General features: G+C 65.9%; 8 protein-coding genes. 4 read left to right on the top strand and 4 right to left on the bottom strand.

The genetic code is table 11. The features are described from left to right. Positions 1-232 precede the first annotated feature (232 nt). Positions 233-13,249, bottom strand: coding sequence for a non-ribosomal peptide synthetase (locus J4P02_RS12685; protein WP_426190668.1), 13,017 nt, complete (start codon positions 13,247-13,249; stop codon positions 233-235). Positions 13,250-13,621: 372 nt separating this feature from the next. Here J4P02_RS12685 and J4P02_RS12690 point away from each other — a divergent pair, with 372 nt between their 5' ends. Then, a complete protein-coding gene (locus J4P02_RS12690; protein ID WP_426190670.1) occupies positions 13,622-14,170 on the top strand; it encodes an RNA polymerase factor sigma-70 in 549 nt (182 codons plus the stop codon). Between the two features lie 53 nt (positions 14,171-14,223). Here the strand turns inward: J4P02_RS12690 and J4P02_RS12695 are convergent, their stop codons facing one another. The 3 genes from J4P02_RS12695 to J4P02_RS12705 form a co-directional block, all read right to left on the bottom strand. Then, complete coding sequence (locus J4P02_RS12695) at positions 14,224-14,580, bottom strand: hypothetical protein (protein WP_426190672.1); 357 nt, start codon at positions 14,578-14,580, stop codon at positions 14,224-14,226. Positions 14,581-14,663: 83 nt separating this feature from the next. Then, positions 14,664-15,458 carry a substrate-binding periplasmic protein gene (locus J4P02_RS12700; RefSeq protein WP_426190674.1) on the bottom strand — a complete coding sequence of 265 codons (795 nt, stop codon included), beginning with the start codon at positions 15,456-15,458 and terminating at the stop codon, positions 14,664-14,666. Positions 15,459-15,555: 97 nt separating this feature from the next. After that, positions 15,556-16,179 carry a TetR/AcrR family transcriptional regulator gene (locus J4P02_RS12705; protein ID WP_426190676.1) on the bottom strand — a complete coding sequence of 208 codons (624 nt, stop codon included), beginning with the start codon at positions 16,177-16,179 and terminating at the stop codon, positions 15,556-15,558. Between the two features lie 178 nt (positions 16,180-16,357). Between J4P02_RS12705 and J4P02_RS12710 the strand changes: the two genes are divergently transcribed. Genes J4P02_RS12710 through atuC form a run of 3 tightly spaced genes read left to right on the top strand, consistent with a single transcriptional unit; the run spans position 16,358 to position 20,648 of the window. Beyond that, positions 16,358-18,148, top strand: a complete 1,791-nt coding sequence (locus J4P02_RS12710) for an acyclic terpene utilization AtuA family protein (protein WP_426190678.1) — start codon at positions 16,358-16,360, stop codon at positions 18,146-18,148. A gap of 10 nt (positions 18,149-18,158) precedes the next feature. Further along, positions 18,159-19,028: an SDR family oxidoreductase gene (locus J4P02_RS12715; RefSeq protein ID WP_426191088.1), complete on the top strand. Its 870-nt coding sequence runs from the start codon at positions 18,159-18,161 to the stop codon at positions 19,026-19,028. 3 nt (positions 19,029-19,031) lie between these two features. Further along, positions 19,032-20,648 carry a geranyl-CoA carboxylase subunit beta gene (atuC, locus tag J4P02_RS12720; protein WP_426190680.1) on the top strand — a complete coding sequence of 539 codons (1,617 nt, stop codon included), beginning with the start codon at positions 19,032-19,034 and terminating at the stop codon, positions 20,646-20,648. Positions 20,649-20,653: the final 5 nt, after the last annotated feature.

The raw sequence follows: 20,653 nt of genomic DNA on the forward strand, positions 1-20,653 counted from the left end.
CGACAAAGCCCGACAGCGCTGCGGTCGGGCAATGGGCCGCGGACTATAGCAAGTACAGTGCGGCCGAAGCATCCCGTGTGGCCTAAGCCCCCCATGTGGCGAGGGAGCTTGCTCCCGCTCGGGCGCGCAGCGGCCGTAAGGCCTGAATCCACGATCTTCCTAGAGGAACAAGGTGCAGCCTTTGGGGTGGCTGCGCCACCCAGCGGGAGCAAGCTCCCTCGCCACAACTGCTTTATAGGCCTTCCAGCTCGGCCATCAGGTCACTCAGGCGATCGACCTTCTCCTCGTTGATTTGATTGGCGCCCAAGCCGTCGATGTAGGCGGCCAGTTCCTGCACCGTGCTGCACTCGAACATGGCCCGCAGCGGCACGTTGCGTTGCAGGGTCTTCTGTACCCGCGAGGCGATCTGGGTGGCCAGCAGCGAGTGCCCGCCCAACTCGAAGAAGTTGTCGCGAACCCCCACCTGCTCGACCTTGAGCACCTCGGCCCAGATAGCCGCCAGGGTCTGCTCCAGTTGGTTGCTCGGGGCCACATAGTCCTGGCTCTGCAACTGGCCGATCTCCAGGGCCGGCAGGGCCTTGCGGTCGAGCTTGCCGTTGGCGTTGAGCGGCAGGCGCTCCAGCCACAACCAGTGCAGCGGCACCATGTATTCCGGCAGTTCGGCACGCAGGCGCGGCTTGATCCGCTCCAGGCATTCGCTCGGGCTCAGGCTTGAGTCACTGGCGACCAGATAGCCCACCAGATGCTTGCCATTGACCCCTTCCTGCACGCCCACCGCCGCATCGCGGATTTCCGGCTGCTCATGCAGACGCGCTTCGATCTCGCCGAGTTCGATGCGGTAGCCGCGGATCTTCACCTGATGGTCGATCCGCCCGACGTACTCCAGCACACCGTCGCTGCGCCGCCGTGCCAGGTCGCCGGTGCGGTACAGGCGTTGGCCCGCAGCACCGAACGGATGGGGCACAAAGGCTTGCGCAGTACGCAACGGGTCGCTGACGTAGCCACGACCGACACCGGTGCCGGCCACGCACAACTCGCCCACCGCCCCCAGGGGCACCAGCTCCAGGGCTTCGTCCATCAGGTACAGCTGGTTGTTGTCGGTGGGCGTACCAATCGGCAAGTAGGCGCCACGGGTCGAGGCCAGGTCGACGCGGAAGAAGGCCACGTCATCCGAGCATTCCGCCGGGCCGTAGGCGTTCACCAGGCCGATCTGTGGATAACGCAACAGCCACTGGTGCGCCAGCTCGGGCGGCATGGCCTCGCCGGTGGGCAGCATCCAGCGCAGGCCATCGAGGGCGATGGCGTCCTGGGCGAGCATGCCCTGGATCAGCGACGGCACGCTCTCCAGCACCGTGATGCCCTGCTCCTGGACATGGGCCAACAGGCCCTGGGGATCATGGGCAATGGCATTGGGCACTATGTCCACCCGGGCGCCGAACAGCGGCGCGGCGAGGAACTGCCAGACCGAAATATCGAAGCTCTGGGAAGCGGTCTGGGCGATCACATCGGCTTCGCTCAACTGCAGGTACGGCACCTTGCTCAGCTGGTTGTTGAGCATGCCGCGCTGCTCCACCATCACGCCCTTGGGCAGGCCAGTGGAACCGGAGGTGTAGATCACATAGGCGAGGTTGTCCGGGGTGCTGTAGCGGCCCGGGTTGCTCGCGGCATGCCCGGCGCCTTGCAGCTCTTCCCACACCAGCAGCCGCGGACGGCCGGCACAGCCGAACTCGTCCAGCAGGGCCTGGGCCTGCTCGCGCAAGGCCGCGGTGCAAACCAGGATCGGCGTGCGACTGAGCTCGATGATGCGCCCCAGGCGCTGGCTCGGCAGGCCCGGGTCCAGGGGCAGGTAGCCGGCCCCGGCCTTGAAGCTGCCGATGATCATGCCCAGCAGTTCCAGGCTGCGCTCGGCCAGCAGCGCCACCGGCTGATCAAAGCCCACGCCATGGGCGATCAGGGCATGGCCCAGGCGGTTGCTGCACTGGTTCAACTCGGTGTAGCTGTAGTGCCGGTCCAGGCAGCTGGCGGCAACGCGTTGCGGATGGGCCGCTACCTGGGCTTCGAACAGCTCCACGTAGCTGCGCTGCAGCGGGTAGTCATGCTGGCTCTGGTTGCAGCCGGCCAGCAGGAACTGCTGTTCGTCTTCACCCAGCAGCGGCAGCTCGGCCATGTCGCCCTGCAGGCCGTGCATCAGGGCCAGCAGCAGGCGCTTGAACTCGCCGAGCATGCGCTCGATGGTGGCCTGCTCGAAGTAACGCTGGTCGTAGGACAGGTGCAGGCCCAGGTCATCCCCCGGGTAGCACACGGCGGTGATCGGGAAGTTGGTGTGGGTACGACCGGAATCCGAACTAGCGTTCAGGCTCTGGGCACGGTCCAGCACCGAGACTTCCACCGGCGCGTTCTCGAACACGAACAGGCTGTCGAACAGCGGCTGGCCCTTGGGCAGTTCGCTGGTTTCCTGGATCGCCACCAGCGGCAGGTACTCGTATTCACGCAGCTGCATATTGCTGTCGAGCAAGGCCGCCAACCACTGGCGCACGCTGCAGCGCTCACCGTCTGCGGGCAGCTTGACCCGCAGGGCGATGCTGTTGATGAACAGGCCAACGGTACGTTGCATCTCCGGCATCTCTACCGGGCGCCCGGCCACTGTGACCCCGAACAGCACGTCGCGATCGCCGCTCATGCGCCGCAGCACCAGGGCCCAGGCCGCCTGGGCAAAGGTGTTGACGGTGAGCTGATGCTGCTGCGCCAGCTCCCGCAGTTGCGCGCCGTCCCGGGCATCCAGGCGGGTGTAGCAGTCACCGACGATCATGCCGCCGCTGTCACCGGCATGCTCGCGCAGGAACGGCCGGTCGCTGGGGATCGGCGTGGTGCGTTCGAAACCTTGCAGGTTCTGCCGCCACCATTGCCGCGCCTCCGCCAGGCTCTGGTGTTGCAGCCAACCGATGTAGTCGCGGTAGCGCGGCGCCAGTGCCAGCTGCGCCTCGCGGCCTTCGCCCAGGGCGGTGTAGATCTCGAAGAAGTCGTTCATCAGCAGCGAACGGCACCAGGCATCGATAAGGATGTGGTGGTTGCTCATCATGAACCAGTAGCGCGCAGCCCCCACGCGGATCAGCCGCAGGTGGAACGGCGCCTGGTTGAGCAGATCGAAACCGGCTTCACGCTCCTGTTTATGCAGGGCTTGCAACTTGGCTTCCTGCTCGGCCTCGGGCACTGCGCTCCAGTCGAGGAACTCGATCGGGGTGCGGCCCGGCTTGTGGATAACCTGCAGCATGTCCTCGCCGACGTTCCAGCAGAACGATGCGCGCAGGGCTTCGTGACGCGCCACCACCGCCTGCCAGGCCTGGGCGAAACGCTCGGGGTCCAGCTCGCTGTTGATGCGGTAGCGGTCCTGCATGTAGTACAGGCCAGTGCCTGGTTCCAGCAGGGTGTGCAACAGCATGCCTTCCTGCATGGGGGTGAGTGGGTAGACGTCCTCGATCTGCGCCGCTGGCACCGGCAGGCCATCGAGCTGGGCCTGGGTCAGGCGCGCCAGGGGGAAGTCCGACGGCGTCAGGCCACCGGCATCGTCCTTCAGGCAATGGCCGATCAGGCTGTGCAGCTCAGCCAGGTAGGCGCTGGCCAGTTCGCCGATCAGCTCGGCGTCGAAACGCTCGGCGCTGTAGGTCCAGCGCAGCACCAGCTCGCCGCCATACACCTGGCTGTCGATGCTCAGCTCGTTGGGCAACGGCGCTTCCGGCGCATGGGCCGGGCCCACCGATTCATCCAGCGGACGCAGCAAGGCATCGGCGCCGAAGCTCTGGTCGAACTGCCCCAGGTAGTTGAAGGTCACCGGCGCCAGCGGCAGCGCCGCCAGGGTCTGGCGGCTGGCGTCATCCGCCAGATAGCGCAGTACGCCATAGCCCAGGCCCTTGTGCGGCACGGCGCGCAGTTGTTCCTTGATGGCCTTGATCGAGGCGCCCTGCCCGGCCGCTTCTTCCACCTGCAACGGGGTCAGGCGCAGCGGGTAGGCGCTGGTGAACCAGCCCACGGTGCGGGTCAGGTCGATCTCGTCGAACAGCGCCTCGCGACCGTGGCCTTCCAGTTGTACCAGGGCCGAAGGCTGCCCGCTCCAGCGGCACAGCACTCGGGCCAGGGCAGTCAGCAGCAGGTCGTTGACCTGGGTGCGATAGGCCGCCGGGGCCTGTTGCAGCAGTTGCCGGGTGCGCTCGGCATCCAGGGTCACGCTGTGGCTTTGCGCCTGTTGCTGCTGCTGGCGGCCCGCGGCATTCAGGCCTGGCAGTTGCGCGGCCGGGCCGGCCAGTTGCTGTTGCCACCAGCCCAGTTCTTCACGCAGGGATTCGCTGCCGGCATAGGCTTGCAGGCGGCTCGACCAGTCCCGCAGGGCGCTGGTCTTGGCCGGCAGTTGCACGGCCTGGCCGGATGCCAACTGGCGATAGGTGTTCTGCAGGTCTTCCAGCAGCACCCGCCAGGACACCCCGTCCACCACCAGGTGGTGGATCGCCAGCAACAGCCGTTGTTCACCTTCAGGCGCATCCACCAGCACCGCCCGCAGCAGCGGCCCCTGCTCCAGGTCGAGGCTGCGCTGGGCATCGGCGAACAACGCTTCGCAGGTGGCCAGGGACGGCACCCGCACTTGCCACAGCAACGGCGCATCGGACAGCGGCAGGTATTCGGCGCGCCACTGGCCGCCGCTCTGGTTGAAGCGCAGGCGCAGGGCGTCGTGCTGCTCCAGCACCGCCAGCAGTGCGTGCTCCAGTAGCTGGGCATCCAGGGTGGCCACAGGTTGCAACAGCAGGGCCTGGTTCCAGTGCTGGGGCTGGGGCATGGAGCTGTCGAAGAACCAGTGCTGGATTGGCGTCAGCGGCGCTTCACCACTGAGCAGGCCCTGCTCGGCACTGATCCGCTGGCTGTGGCTGGCCACTCGGGCCAGGGCCTGCACGCTCTGGTGCTGGAACAGGTCGCGCGGGGTGAAGTGAATGCCCAGCTGGCGGGCACGGCTGACCACCTGGATCGACAGGATCGAGTCGCCCCCCAGCTCGAAGAAATTGTCGTTGAGCCCCACTTGCTCAAGGTTCAGCACCTCGCCCCAGACCCTGGCCAGGGTCTGCTCCAGCTCGTTGCTCGGTGCCACGTACTGTTGGCGATTGAGCTCTGGGTCGGGCGTTGGCAGGGCCCGGCGGTCGAGCTTGCCGTTGGCGGTCAGCGGCATGCTCGCCAGAAGCATCAGGTGGGTCGGCACCATGTAGTCCGGCAGCTGGGTTTTCAGCTGTTGCTTGAGGGCTTCGCGCAGGTTGGCCTGCTGCACTTCATCCTGCTCGGCGACCTCGCTTACCAGGTAGCCGGCCAGTTGTTTGCCGGACGGCGTATCCAGGGCCAGCACCACCGCTTCGCGCACCGCAGGGTGATCCAGCAGGCGGGTTTCGATTTCCCCCAGCTCGATGCGGAAGCCGCGGATTTTCACCTGATGGTCGACCCGGCCGATGTATTCCAGCTGGCCGTCGGCGCACTGGCGCACCAGGTCGCCGGTGCGGTACAGGCGCCCGCCATCAGTGGCGAAGGGGTCGGCGACAAAGCGTTCGGCGCTCATCCCCGGACGCCGGTGGTAACCCTGGGCCAGGCCGGCACCGCCCACATACAGCTCACCGGTGGCGCCTGGCGGCACCAGGGCCAGATCAGCGTCGAGAACATAGGCCACCCGCGCCCCAACGATGCGGCCGATGGGCACGCTGGCCACGCCTTCGGCCAACTGCTGCGGCGCCAGGCTGGCCAGGGGCATGACCACGGTTTCGGTGGGGCCGTAGGCGTTGAAGAACAGGCTCGGCTGGAAGGCCGCGCGGATGCGTTGCAGGTGCTCGCCGGTCAGGGCCTCGCCGCCGGTGATGCACATGCGCACCGGCAGGCTCTGCTGCTGGGAGGCCAGGTGCTGGGCCAACTGGCTGCCGTAGCTCGGGGTGAAACCAAGGATGCTGATGCGGTGCTGGCGGATCAGTTGGCAGATCTCTTCGGCATCCCACTGCCCTTGCGCCCGCAGTACCACCTGGGCGCCGCTGAGCAAGGGCACCAGCAGGCGCTCGGTGGCGGCGTCGAAGTTGATCGAATAGAAGTGCAGCTCGCAGTCATCGGCGCGCATGCCGAAACGCCGGATCACCGCCTGGCAGTGCATGGCGATTTCCCCGTGGGACACCACCACGCCCTTGGGCTGGCCGGTGGAACCGGAGGTGTAGATCAGGTACGCCTGATGCTGGGGCAGGCTGACAAAAGGCAGCTCGCTGGCCGGGTAGTCGGCCAGCAGCGCGCCGTCTTCTTCCAGGCACCAGCGGCCGACACCGGCCGGCAACTCGCCCAGGGCCTCGAACATCCGCGCATCGCTGAGCAGCAGGCCAACGCCACTGTCCTCGATCATGTAGTGCAGGCGATCCAGGGGGTATTCCGGGTCCAGCGGCACATAAGCACCGCCGGCCTTGAGAATCGCCAGCAGGCCGATGACCATTTCCAGGGAACGCTCCAGGGCCAGGCCGACCCGCACCTGCGGGCCCACGCCCCGCTCGCGGAGCATCCACGCCAGGCGGTTGGCGCGGCTGTCCAGCTCGCTGTAGCTCAGGGTCTGGCCGGCGAAGGTCAGGGCCGGGGCGTCCTTGCGCGCCAGGGCCTGTTCGCCGAACAGCTGGTGGATGCACTGGTCCAGGCGCTGTTCGCCGGGCTCCTGGCCCAGGCTGTCCAGCAGTTGCTGTTGCTCTTGATCTTGCAGCAACGGCAGTTCGCACAGGCGCTGCTGCGGATCGCCCAGCAGCGCCTGCAGCAGGTTGCGCCAATGGCCGGCCATGCGCGCAATGCGCGGCTCGTCGAACAGGTCGGTGCTGTAGGTCAGGCAGCAACCCAGGCGTTGATCCAGGTCGGTGACTTCCAGGTTGAGGTCGAACTTGGTGGCCCGGGCATCGTTGACCAGGTACTCCACGGTCATCCCCGCCAATTGCCGGCTCTGCTGGAACTCCCAGCGCTGGACGTTGCACATCACCTGGAACAGCGGGTTGTAGGCGGCGCTGCGCGGTGGCTGCAACGCTTCCACCAGGTGGTCGAAAGGCAGGTCCTGGTGCGACTGGCCCTCAATCACGGTATGCCGTACCTGCTCCAGCAACTGGCCGACGCTCATCTGCCCGTCGAGCTGGCAACGCAGCACCTGGGTATTGAGGAAGGCGCCGATCAGCCCCTCGCTTTCCGGGCGGATGCGGTTGGCCACTGGCGCACCGATGCGCAGGTCGGTCTGGCCGCTGTAGCGGTACAGCAGCACCGACAGCGCTGCGGTCATGGTCATGAACAAGGTCAGGCCGTGTTCGGCATTGAAGGCGCGCACCCGGGCCGCCAGCTCGTCGCTCAAGTCGAAGCGATAGAGCTCGCCCTGGTGGCTTTGCAACGCCGGGCGCGGCCGGTCGCTGGGCAGCTCCAGCAATGGATGCTCGCGGCCCAGTTGCTCGGTCCAGTAGTCCAGCTGGCGCTGGCGCTCGCCGGATTCCAGCCACTGGCGTTGCCACACGCTGTAGTCCAGGTACTGCACCGGCAGGGCTTCCAGGGGCGATTCGCGATCGTCGAGAAAGGCTTCGTAGAGCAGCCCCAGCTCACGGGCGAAGATGTCCATGGCCCAGCCTTCGGTGACGATATGGTGCAGGGTCAGGACAAAGTAGTGCTCCTGCTCGCCGGCCTTGACCAGGAAGGCGCGCAGCAGCGGGCCGGTTTCCAGGTCGAAGGGCTGGTGCGCTTCGCTGTCGGCCAGTTGTTGCAGGCGGCCCTGGCGGTCTTCCGCGGATAGGGCCGAGAAATCCTTCCAGGCCATGCGCAGGCCGGTGTCGGCATGCACCTGCTGGCGGGCCACGCCATTGATGCTGGGGAAGGTGGTGCGCAGGGTTTCGTGCCGCAGGATCAACGCCTGCAGCGCCGCCTCGAAACGCCCCACATCCAGCACGCCACTCAAGCGCGCCATGCCGCCGACGTTATAGGCCGGGCTGTCGGGTTCCATCTGCCAGAGGAACCACATGCGCTGCTGGGAATAGGACAGCGGCACCGGCTGGCTGCGGTCGACCTTGGCGATGGGCGGCTGCTGGTTGCGTGCGCCGCTCTCCTGAATCAACCGCACCTGTTCGGCGAAGGCCCCCAGTTCGCTGGCTTCGAACAGCGCCCGCAGCGGCAGCTCGACATCGCAGGCCTGGCGGGTGCGGGAAATGATCTGGGTGGCCAGCAGGGAATGCCCGCCCAGGGCGAAGAAATCGTCCGTCAGGCCGATGCGTGGCTGGCCCAGCACTTCACGCCAGATGGCGGCAATTTGCTGCTGCAGCGCGCTAACCGGTTCAACGTGCTCGCGCACCTGCCATTGCGGCTCCGGCAGGGCCCGGCGATCCAGCTTGCCACTGGGGCTCAGGGGCATGGCGTGCAGGCGCAGCAGCTGCACCGGCACCATGTATTCCGGCAGTTCGGCGGCCAGCGCGGTTTTCAGTTGGGCGCTCTGCTGTTCTGCATCTTCATCGGCAGCAACCGCCGTGTAGTAACCGATCAGTTGCGGGCCGGCCTGGGTGTCGCGCACCAGCACCGCGGCCTGGGCCACACCGGCCTGGGCCAGCAACCGGGCTTCGATTTCCTGCGGCTCGACGCGAAAGCCTCGCAGCTTGACCTGCTGGTCGAGGCGGCCGAGGTATTCCAGCACCCCATCGGCGCACCAGCGCACCCGGTCACCGGTGCGGTACAGACGGGCGCCCTGCTCGCTCAGCGGGTCGGCTACAAAGCGTTCGGCGGTCAGTGCCGGGCGCCCCAGGTAACCCCGGGCCAGGCCCTGGCCGCTGATGCACAGCTCGCCAGGCACCCCGGCCGGCAGCGGGTTGAGATCGGCGTCCAGCACCCGGCACAGCACGTTGCCCAGGGGGCGGCCAATGGGCGAGCGCTCGCCATCGGCCAGCGAACACGGCCAGTGGGTGACGTTGATCGCGGTTTCGGTCGGGCCATAGCGGTTGTGCAGTTGCGCGTTGGGCAACAGCTGCAGCAGGCGGTTGCGCAGCTCGGCGGGCAAGGCTTCGCCACCGGAGAACACCCGGCGCAAGCTGTGGCATTCGGCGCTCAGCGGCTCATCGACAAACAGCTGCAACAGCGGCGGCACGAAGTGCAGCGTGGTCACCCCGTATTGCTGCACCAGCTGGGCGATGCGATGGGGGTCGCGGTGTTCGCCGGGGGCGGCCATCAGCAGGCGGCAACCGGTGATCAGGGGCCAGAAGCACTCCCACACCGACACATCGAAACTGACGGGGGCCTTTTGCATCAGCACATCGTCGGCCTGCAGCTGGTAGCTGTCCTGCATCCATTGCAGGCGCTCCATCAGGGCACTGTGGGTATTGCCGACGCCCTTGGGCTGGCCGGTGGAGCCGGAGGTGTAGATCACATAAGCCAAGTTGTCGCCGTGCAGGTGCAGGCCCGGTGCCTGGCTCGGCCAGCTGTCGAGCTTGAGGCTGTCCATGGCAATGGCGCTGACCCCTGCGGCCTCGGGCATCTGCCCCAGCAGGTGAGTTTGGGTCAGCAGCAGCTCCACGCCGCTGTCGGCGAGCATGTAGGCCAGGCGCTCGGCGGGGTAGTCCGGGTCCAGGGGCACGTAGGCGCCGCCGGCCTTGATGATGGCCAAGAGGCCGATCAACAGTTGCGGCGAACGCTCGGCGGCAATCGCCACACAGACATCCGGGCCCACGCCCTTGTCCCGCAGGTAATGGGCCAGGCGGTTGGCCTGGGTGTGCAGTTCGGCAAAGCTCAGTTGCCCGCCATCCCACACCAGCGCGGTGCGTTCCGGGGTCTGCTGCAGTTGTTGCTGCAAGCGTTCCGGTAGCCAGTGCCGGGCGGGCGCGCTAGGGGCCTGGCTCCACTGCTGTAATTGCTCCGTTTCGGCAGGACTAAGCAGTGGCAGGTCGCCCAAGGCGCAGTCCGGTTGCTGGCAGGCGTGCTGCAGAAGGCTGATGAAATGCCCGGCCAGGCGCTCGATGGTGACGGCTTCGAACAGTTCATCGGCGTAGTCGAAGGCCAGGCTCAGGCGGCCGTTGCGGTCTTCCTCGCTGTGCAGTTGCAGGTCGAACTTGGCTTCGCGGCTGTGCCACGGCAGCTCTTCGGCCAGCAGCCCCGGCAGCCGGCGCAAGGCACTCAGGTCGCGCTGCTGGTGGTTGAACATGACCTGGAACAGGCCCTGCTCACGGGCGGCGGGGAAGGCTTCGAGCAGTTGTTCGAAGGGCAGGTCCTGGTGGGCCTGGGCCTCCAGGGCGGTGCTGCGGGTCTGTTGCAGCAGTGCAGCGAAGGACTGGCGCGCATCCAGCTGGCCGCGCAGCACCTGGGTGTTGATAAAGAAACCCAGCAGGCCCTGGGTTTCCAGGCGCGGGCGGTTGGCGTTGGGCACACCGATGCGGATATCGCCCTGACCGCTGTAGCGGTAGAGCAAGGTCTGGAACGCCGCCAGCAACAGCATGAAGGGCGTGGCCTGCTGGGCCTGGGCGGCCTGGCGCACGGCCTCGCTGAGGCTCGCGCTCAGGCGTAGGCTGTGGCGCGCGGCGCTATGGCGAACCTGGGCCGAACGCGGGTGGTCGCCGGCCAGGGTCAGTACCGGGGCCTGGTCGGCCAGTTGCTGTTTCCAGTAGTCGAGCTGGCGCTGGCCTTCGCCCTGGGCCAGCCACTGGCGCTGCCAGCTGCCGTAGTCGGCGTACTGCAGGGCCAGCGGCGCCAGTTCCAGGCTCTGGCCCTGGGCAGCGGCGGCGTAGAGGCGCGAGAACTCGTCGATCAGCACATTCAGCGACCAGCCGTCGGCGATGATGTGGTGCAGGGTCAGCAGCAGTTGGTGTTCTTCATCGTCCAGACGCACCAGGGTCGCCCGGTACAGCGGGCCCTGCTCCAGGTCGAACTGGGTCCGGGCTTCATCCTCGCGAATCTGCCGGGCCCGGGCTTCGCGCTCGGCCGGCGGCAGGTCGCTGATATCCATCACCTGCAGCTTGAATTCGCCGGCGGCGTCCACCTGTTGCAGGGCCTGGCCGTCGCGCTCGAAGAAGCGCGTGCGCAAGGCTTCGTGGCGCTGGATCAGTTGCTGGAAGCTGGCGCGCAGGGCGTTTTCATCCAGCTCGCCGCGCAGGCGCAGGCCACCGGGAATGTTGTAGGCGCTGCTGTGCGGGTCCAGTTGCCAGGTGATCCACAAACGGTTCTGCGCCAGGGACTGGGGCAGCGGCTGCTGGCGCGACAGGCTGTTGATGCTGCCCTGGGCAACACCGCCATTGCCTTGCTGTTGCGCCACTGCCGCGCTGAAGGCCGCCAGGGTCGGGGCCTCGAACAACAAGCGCAGGCCCAGCTCCAGGCCCAGTTCTTCACGCAGGCGGGCCATGACCTGGGTGGCGGCAATCGAATTGCCCCCCAAGAGGAAGAAGTGATCGTCGGCCGCCACCGCGGCGCACTGCAGCTGTTCCTGCCAGAGGCGCGCGATCAGGCTTTGCAACGGGTCGGCGCAGCCTTCAGCGGCGTCGGCAGCTTCGCCACCGACCTCTGGGAACAGCGCGTAATGATCCAGGCTGCCATCGGCCAGGCGGGTGCGGCAGGCGGAACGCTGCAACTTGCCGCTGGAGGTTTTCGGCAAGGCCCCGGGGTTGAGCAGCACCACCACGCTCGGCGCTTCTTGGCAGGCTTCGGCCACGGCCTGGCGGATGGCCTTGATCAGCGCTTCGGGGGGCAGGATTTTCTGCACGCTGCGGCTGATTTCCGCGGCGATGCCAATGCCTTCCTGGCCCTGGTCGGTGACGGCAAAGGCGGCCACCCGGCCCTTGCGCACCACGTCCACTTCACGCTCGATGGTTTTCTCGATGTCCTGGGGGTAGAGGTTGTGCCCACGCACGATCAGCAGGTCTTTCAGGCGACCGGTGATGTACAGCTGGCCCTCGCGCATAAAGCCCAGGTCGCCGGTGCGCAGCCAGGTGCGGCCGGCGTGCTGGACAAAGGTCTTGGCCGTGGCTTCGGGGTTGCGCCAGTAGCCGTGGGCGATGCTCGGCCCGGCGGCCCAGACTTCGCCGATACGGTTGTCCGGCAGTTCCGTGAGCTGCTGCGGGTCCATCAGCAGCACCGCGTGCTCCGGCTGGCTGTAGCCGCAGCTCAGCATGGCGCTGCCCTGCCCCGGTTCGGCGCGGTTTTGCGCCAGGGCCTGGTCGTCCAGGTGCAGGGCCGGAATGCCCTGGCCACGCACGCCACCGGCAACGAACAGGGTGGCTTCGGCCAGGCCGTAGGACGCAAGGAAATTCTCGGCGCAAAAGCCACAGGCGCTGAACTTCTCGGCAAAGCGTTCCAGGGTGTCCAGGCGGATTGGCTCGGAGCCGGAATAGGCCACGCGCCAGCGGCTGAGGTCGAGCCGTTCCAGGGCGGCCTCGCTGACCCGCTCGCTGCACAGGCGGTAGGCGAAATCCGGACCGCCGCTGATGGTGCCGCCGTATTGGCTGATGGCTTCCAGCCAGCGCAGTGGCCGAGCGAGGAAATAGGCCGGCGACATCAGCACGCAGGGCACGCCACTGAAGATCGGTTGCAACAGGCCGCCGATCAGGCCCATGTCGTGGTACAGCGGCAGCCAGCTGACGATCACATCGTCCGGATTGAGGTCGATGCCAAAGCCACGGCGGATCAGCAGTTCGTTGGCCACCAGGTTGCCATGGCTGACCTGCACACCCTTGGGCAAGGCGGTGGAACCGGAGGTGTATTGCAGGAAGGCGATAGTGTCATCCGCCAGTTCCACCGGCTGCCAGGTCTCGGCCAGTTCGCTTGCCAGGGTATCGACGCACAGCAGTTGCGGCGCGCCCTGGGCCTGCAGTTCATCCATCTGCAACAGCCCATCGCGCAGCCCGGCGCTGGTCAGCAGCAGGCGCGGCTCGGCGTCGGCCATGATCGACAGCAAACGCTCCTGGTGATGGCGTCGGGCCGACTCCGGTGGATAGGCCGGCACCGCGATCACCCCGGCGTACAGGCAGCCAAAGAACGCGGCGACGTAATCCGGACCACTGGGGAACAGCAGCACCGCGCGATCGCCCACGCCGGCATGGGCCTGCAGCGCGGCGGCAATGCTTCGCGCGCGAAGGTCCAGGTCCCGATAACTGAGCACCACACTCTGTTCCTGCTCTTCGGCAAGGAAGCGCAAGGCCACTTGGTCGGGGGTCTGCGCCGCCCGGCGTTGCAGGGCTTGGGCCAGGGTGCTGGGGAGTTCGAACGCGTCCGTCATGGGATTTCCTGCCAGGAGTGTGCATGCAAGGGAGATCGGGGCCGGCGCCGCCATGAATATAAAAACTATTTGAATATCAAATAGTTATAAAAAAACATGGACGTCCTGAGGCGGCCCTGGGCGGCTCTGCTGCCCGGAATCTTTCTCCAATGAGAACGGATGACGTCTTGAAATAATTAGTCCGCATCCTGCTTGGCAGGCATCGATCGGGAGGGGGAACGAGCCGTCGTTCTCAATCTGCAACGGCAGAGTGCATTAGTTCTTTTTCTCAATTGACAATCATTATCATTCAGCCTAATTTGTCGCTCGATGTGTAGGACAGGTCGGATTTATCTGACGTCCCACTAACCTCTTTGCCACCAGGTGATTTCCATGACGGAACCAGTATCCACAAGCAGGTGCGATTCACCATTACTCCAGGCCTTTGTCGACAACCGTCTGATCCTGGTCAAGATCGCAGCGCGCATTACCGGCTGCCGATCCCGGGCCGAAGATGTGGTTCAAGACGCCTTTTTCCGCCTGCAGTCGGCACCGCAGATCACCTCCTCGTTCAAGGCCCAGCTCAGCTACCTGTTCCAGATCGTGCGCAACCTGGCCATCGATCACTACCGCAAGCAGGCGCTGGAGCAGAAGTATTCAGGCAGCGAAGAGGAAGGCTTGAACGTGGTGGTGCACGGCGCCTCGCCTGAAACCTCGCACATGAACTTTTCCACCCTGGAAAACATCGCCGACGCCCTGACCGAGCTGCCCAGCCGCACCCGCTACGCCTTCGAGATGTATCGCCTGCACGGCGTGCCACAAAAGGACATCGCCAAGGAACTGGGCGTGTCGCCGACCCTGGTGAACTTCATGATTCGTGATGCCCTGGTGCATTGCCGCAAAGTCTCGGGCAACCGCCCCGACACCTTCGCCCGTCGCTGAGCCGCGATCGGCGCCACCCCATGGCGCCGCGCAGTATCCGGCTTGAGCAGCACTCACCACTCAAGCAGGCCGCTCTGGCCAAGAACCAGCAACGCCGCACGCTTGTGCAACAGATCGAACTCCTGCTGACAGTACCGGCAACGGTCGGACGCCGCGCAGGTGTGCGCAGGGCTGGGCGGCACAGGCCGCTGGGTGCCGGGTGGGTCCAGGTGCAGGGCATGTACCTGGGCCGAGAGCCAGAAGGCCAGGCGATCCTCACGAGCCGCTTCAGCGGCCTGGGAGCTGAGCGCCACCGGCTCCGCCGCCCTGCCCCGCAATGCCTCGAACAGCACCTGGCGGGCGCCGATTTCATCGATGCCTGCCGTGACCGCGGGTGCGGTAGCAACACTTAGCGAGTTAACGACGGCCATGGCGAGCGTCACCTTTGGTTGGGCTTCAACCAAGTGACGTGGGCCGCCGTAGGAAATTTAGCCCGCCGCGACAGGGCGCGGGCTCAACTGCGGGGGACGGGCATCACCACGATGCGATAGGGATCGAAGATCTTGTGCATCTGGCCGTTGTCTCGGAGTTTCTGCAACAGCCCGGCAAAGGCCTTGGCGCTGATGGGTGCCTGCGGGCGGATCAGGCTGTAATGGTGATAGACCTGGTCGATGCGCTGGGAAATCAGCAGCTTGTCGTTGTTATCGGCGTTACGGGCGAGAAAGTCGCTGAGGTAGGAACGGGTCACCAGGGCGATGTCCGCCCTGCCCCGGAGCACCATCAGCAGGTTGCTGTCGTGGGAATAGGTGAGCGTGGCGTTGTAGGTATCGGCCAGGTACTTGGGGTCGGCGTTGAACTGGGCAAAGGCGTAGTGATAGCCGCTGAACAGCGCCAGGCGCTTGCCTGAAAGGTCCTTGAAGTAATCCTCCTGGCGCCCCGACTGACGCTGGGCGACGAAGATTTCCGCGTCTTCCAGGCCCATGTCGACACTGGTGTGCTCAATGTTCTGCCAGCCCCAGGCCGGGTTCTCGAAGATCGCCAGGTCAACCCGGCCTTGCTCGAAATCGCGAAAACGCCGGGGAATCGAGGTGGGCACCAGCACGAACTGGTAATCGCCCTGCAACTGGTTCAGGGCTTCTACCAGTTGCGGCAGCAAGCCGGTGTCGGCACCACTTTCGGGGCGTACGGTATAGGGCGGGAAATGCGCCGCCGCAACCCGCACCAGTTGCGCCGAAAAGACCGGCGCAACCCAGAGTGTTGCCAGCGCCAGCAGAAGCATTCGCAAGGCTGACCGCAGCGGCAAGGACATCAAGGCAACACACCTCGGAAATAATGAAAATGAATGCGCTAAAGCTAGGCGTTTTCAGGCGCTTCGACAATGTTGCGGCCAACAATTAGTCCGCCTCTCAAGCTTCCTTGAGCACCAACAGCAAGGCCTCCTCGGCCAATTGCTCGAGGGTCATGCTGCCCTGGGCACGAAACCAGGTGGTGGTCCAGGACAGGGCGCCGGTGAGAAAACGCCGGGTAATGAATACATCGCCCCGGATAAACCCGGCATCCTTGGCCTCGCCCAGCACCTGCAACCAGATCTGCTCGTAGATATCGCGCAGTGCCAGCACCGCGACCTGGCCCTCGGGCGACAGCGAGCGCCACTCGTAGACCAGCACCGCCATGGCTTCGCCGCTGCCGCCCATGATCGATTGCAATTCACAGCGGATCAGCGCCAGCACTCGCTCGCGCACACTGCCGGCTTCGGCCAGTTCGGCGCGCATCAGCGCGGTGTTGTAGTGGATGGTTTCCTGCATCACCGCCCGCAGGATGTCGTCCTTGCTCTTGAAGTGGTGAAAGATGCTGCCGGACTGGATACCCACCGCACTGGCCAGGTCGCGCACCGTGGTGCGCTCATAGCCCTTGTTGCGAAACAGGTGCGCGGCGGTCTGCAACAGCTTGCCCCGGGCACTCTCGGGGTCGGTCACTTGTCCGCTGGCGATAAGCTCGCGTACGACTTGCAGGGCTTTTTGCTCGTCCACCGGCATTCTCCTACCTTCACTTGCGCAATAACTCAGCCTGAAAACGGCTGTAGCGCGCGCAATTTAAGCCTCCGACCGTTACCAAGCAAGCGCTTGGGCGAAAGAATCCGCCGGGGCATTTACAAACCAAGCGCTTGCTTGGTAGCCTCCTCGCAGTTGTTTTTCCGAGAGCCCTGCCATGTCCAAGACCATAAGAATCGGTTGCGCCAGTGCCTTCTGGGGCGACACCAGCAGCGCCGCCGCCCAGCTGGTGCACGGCGCACACCTGGATTACCTGGTGTTCGACTACCTGGCCGAGATCACCCTGTCGATCATGGCCGGGGCCCGCATGAAGGACCCGACAGCGGGTTACGCCACGGATTTCGTCGAGGTGCTGCAACCGCTGCTGGGGGCTATCCACGAGCAACAGATCCGGGTGATCAGCAATGCCGGCGGGGTCAACCCGCTGGCCTGCGCCGACGCCTTGCGGGCCGCCTGCGAGCGGGCCGGGGTGCCCCTGAAGATCGCCGTGCTGCTGGGCGATGACTTGCAACCGCAGCTCAAGCAGCTGGCCGGCGCCGGGGTCCGGGAAATGTTCAGCGACGCGCCGCTGCCGTCGGCGTGCGTGTCCATCAATGCCTACCTGGGCGCCCCGGGCATAGTCGAAGCCCTGCGCCTGGGGGCGGATATCGTGATCACCGGGCGCGGCGTCGACAGTGCGGTAGTCAGCGCCGCCCTGGTGCATGAATTCGGCTGGTCGTGGCAGGACTATGACCGCCTGGCCCAGGCCGCCCTGGCCGGGCACATCATCGAATGCGGCGCCCAATGCACCGGCGGCAACTTCACCGACTGGCGCGAGGTGCCGGACTACGAGCACATCGGCTTTCCCATCGTTACCGTGGATGCCGACGCCGGCTTTGTGGTGAGCAAGGCCCCCGGCACCGGTGGCCTGATCAGCCCGCTGTCGGTGGGTGAGCAACTGCTGTACGAAATCGGCAACCCACAGGCCTACCTGCTCCCGGATGTGGTGTGCGACTTTTCCCAAGTGCAGCTGCTGCAGCAGGCGCCCAACGAGGTGCGGGTGCTGGGCGCCAAGGGCTTGCCGCCGAGCCACCAGTACAAGGTCAGCGCCACCTACCCGGATGGTTTTCGCTGCACCGCCAGTTGCCTGATGGCCGGCATCGATGCGGTGGCCAAGGCCCGTCGGGTCAGCCAGGCGATCATCGACAAGACCCGGGAGATGTTCAGCCAGCGTGGCTGGGCCGACTACAGCGAAGTGAATATCGAGCTCTTGGGCAGTGAAGCCACCTACGGCCCCCACGGCCGGCGCCAGGACAGCCGCGAAGTGGTGATCAAGCTGGCCGTGCGCCACCCGAACAAGGCGGCGCTGGTGCTGTTCTCCCGGGAGATCGCCCAGGCGGCCACTGGCATGGCCCCGGGCTTGACCGGGATAGTCGGCGGGCGGCCGACGGTGTACCCGGTGATTCGCCTGTTTTCCTTCCTGTTGGACAAGGACGCCTGCCAGTTGCAGATCGACTTCGCCGGCCAGCGCCACCCTTGCGCCCTGCCCGCGGCGGGCCACCTGGACAGCGCCAGCCTGCCCCTCGCCCATGCGCTACCGGTGCCCCAGGGCCGGGCCGATACCAGCGTGCCGCTGATCAAGCTGGCGGTGGCGCGCTCCGGCGACAAGGGCAACCACAGCAATATCGGGGTCATGGCGCGCCGCCCCGAATACCTGCCGTGGATCGCCGAAGCCCTGACCCCCGAAGTGCTGGTGGACTGGATGGGCCACGTGCTGGACCCACTTCACGGCCGGGTGCAGCGCTGGTACCTGCCGGGCAGCCACAGCCTGAATTTCCTCCTGGAAAATGCCCTGGGCGGCGGCGGGGTCGCCAGCCTGCGCATCGACCCGCAAGGCAAGGCCTTCGCCCAGCAGTTGCTGGAAATCCAGATTCCGCTGCCCCAGCACATCGCCGATGCCCTCAACTAAAGGAGCTGCCCTGGTGTACGACTCGATCTTCAAAGCTCAATTGTTTGCCGGCCAGAACATAGTCGTGACTGGCGGCGGTAGCGGCATCGGCCGTTGCACCGCCCACGAACTGGCGGCCCTGGGTGCCCGGGTGCTGCTGGTGGGGCGCAAGGCGGAAAAACTGCAGAAGGTTGCCGGCGAGATCATCGAGGATGGCGGCCAGGCCCATTGGCAGGCCTGCGACATCCGCGACGAGGAGGCGGTCAAGGCCCTGGTGGCCCAGTTGCTCGAGCAGCACGGGACTATCCATGGCCTGGTGAACAATGCCGGCGGCCAGTACCCGGCGCCCCTGGCCTCGATCAACCAGAAAGGTTTCGAGACCGTGCTGCGCACCAATCTGGTGGGCGGTTTCCTCATGGCCCGTGAAGTGTTCAACCAGTCCATGAGCAAGCATGGCGGCAGCATCGTCAATATGCTCGCCGACATGTGGGGCGGCATGCCCGGCATGGGCCACTCCGGGGCCGCGCGTTCGGGGATGGACAACTTCACCAAGACCGCCGCCTACGAATGGGGTCACGCCGGGGTGCGGGTCAATGCGGTGGCGCCGGGCTGGATCGCCTCCAGCGGCATGGACACCTACGAAGGCGCGTTCAAGGCGGTGATTCCCACCCTGCGCGAGCATGTGCCGCTCAAGCGCATCGGCAGCGAGTCGGAAGTCAGCGCGGCCATCGTCTTCCTGCTCAGCCCCGGTGCGGCCTTTATCAGCGGCAGCACCCTGCGCATCGACGGCGCCGCCAGCCTCGGCAGCCGCGCCTGGCCCTTGACCAAGGCGCGCAACAGCCACGCCTACAACGGCTTCCATCGTGCCTATCTGCCCGACGTGCTCAAGGGCGAGGACTAAGCCATGCCGGTGATCCACTCCCAGCTCGACCCCCATTGCCCGGAATTCGCCGAGAACCGCGCCGCCCTGCTGGCGGGCCTGGAACAGCTGCAAGCGCTGCAACAGAACCTGCTGCACAAGGCCGCCGAGGCCAAGGCCAAGTTCGATCAGCGCGGCCAGTTGCTGCCTCGGGAGCGCCTCAACCTGTTGCTGGACCCGGGGGCGCCCTTTCTCGAACTGGCCAGCCTCGCCGGCTACAAGCTGCACGATGACAAGGACGGCAGCCAGGCCGGTGGCGGCTTGATCGCCGGCATCGGTTATGTGTGCGGGGTGCGCATGCTGGTGGTGGCCAACAACAGTGCGATCAAGGGCGGCACCATTTCCCCCAGCGGCCTGAAGAAATCCCTGCGCCTGCAGCAGATCGCCATGGAAAACAAACTGCCGGTGGTGACCTTGGCGGAAAGCGGTGGCGCCAACCTCAATTACGCGGCGGAGATTTTCGTCGAAGGCGCGCGCAGCTTTGCCAATCAAGCGCGGATGTCGGCCATGGGCCTGCCGCAAATCACCGTGGTGCACGGTTCGGCCACCGCCGGCGGGGCCTATCAGCCGGGGCTTTCGGACTATGTGGTGGTGGTGCGCGGCAAGGCCAAGCTGTTTCTCGCCGGGCCGCCGCTGCTCAAGGCCGCCACCGGCGAAGTGGCCACCGACGAGGAACTGGGAGGCGCCGAGATGCATGCCCAGGTGGCCGGCACCGCCGAGTACCTGGCGGAAAACGACGCCGATGGCATTCGCATCGTGCGCGAGATCGTCAGCCTACTGCCATGGAACGCGCAGCTGCCAGTGACGCCCGCCAGGACCTGGAGCGAGCCGCTGTATCCGCAGGAGGAACTGCTGGGGCTGATTCCCGCCGACCCGAAAAAGCCCTACGACGCCCGGGAGATCGTCGCGCGCCTGGCCGATGGTTCGCAGTTCCTGGAGTTCAAGGGTGAGTTCGACGCCCAGACCCTTTGCGGCCACTTGCAGATCCAGGGCCGGGCCTGCGGCTTTATCGGCAACAACGGCCCGATCACTCCCCAGGGCGCCAGCAAGGCCGCGCAGTTTATCCAGCTCTGCGACCAGAGCCGCACGCCGCTGCTGTTCTTCCACAACACCACGGGTTTCATGGTGGGCACCGAATCCGAGCAGCAAGGGGTGATCAAGCACGGCTCCAAGCTGATCCAGGCGGTGGCCAATGCCCGAGTGCCGAAGCTGACCATAGTCGTGGGCGGTTCCTACGGCGCCGGCAACTATGCCATGTGCGGCCGTGGCCTGGACCCGCGCTTTATCTTCGCCTGGCCCAACAGCCGCACCGCGGTGATGGGCGGTGCCCAGGCCGGCAAGGTGCTGCGCATCGTCACCGAGGCCAAGCATGCGAAAAGCGGCCAGGAGGCCGATCCGAAAATGCTCGACATGCTGGAACAGGTCACGGCGCAGAAACTCGACAGCCAGTCCACCGCCCTGTACGGCAGCGCCAACCTGTGGGACGACGGCCTGATCGACCCACGGGATACCCGCACCCTGCTGGGCTATCTGCTGGATATCTGCCATGAGGCCGAGGTGCGCAGCTTGCAGCCCAACAGTTTTGGCGTGGCACGCTTTTGATAGGG

The organism is Pseudomonas sp. NFXW11, from assembly GCF_049887815.1.
GTDB lineage: Bacteria > Pseudomonadota > Gammaproteobacteria > Pseudomonadales > Pseudomonadaceae > Aquipseudomonas.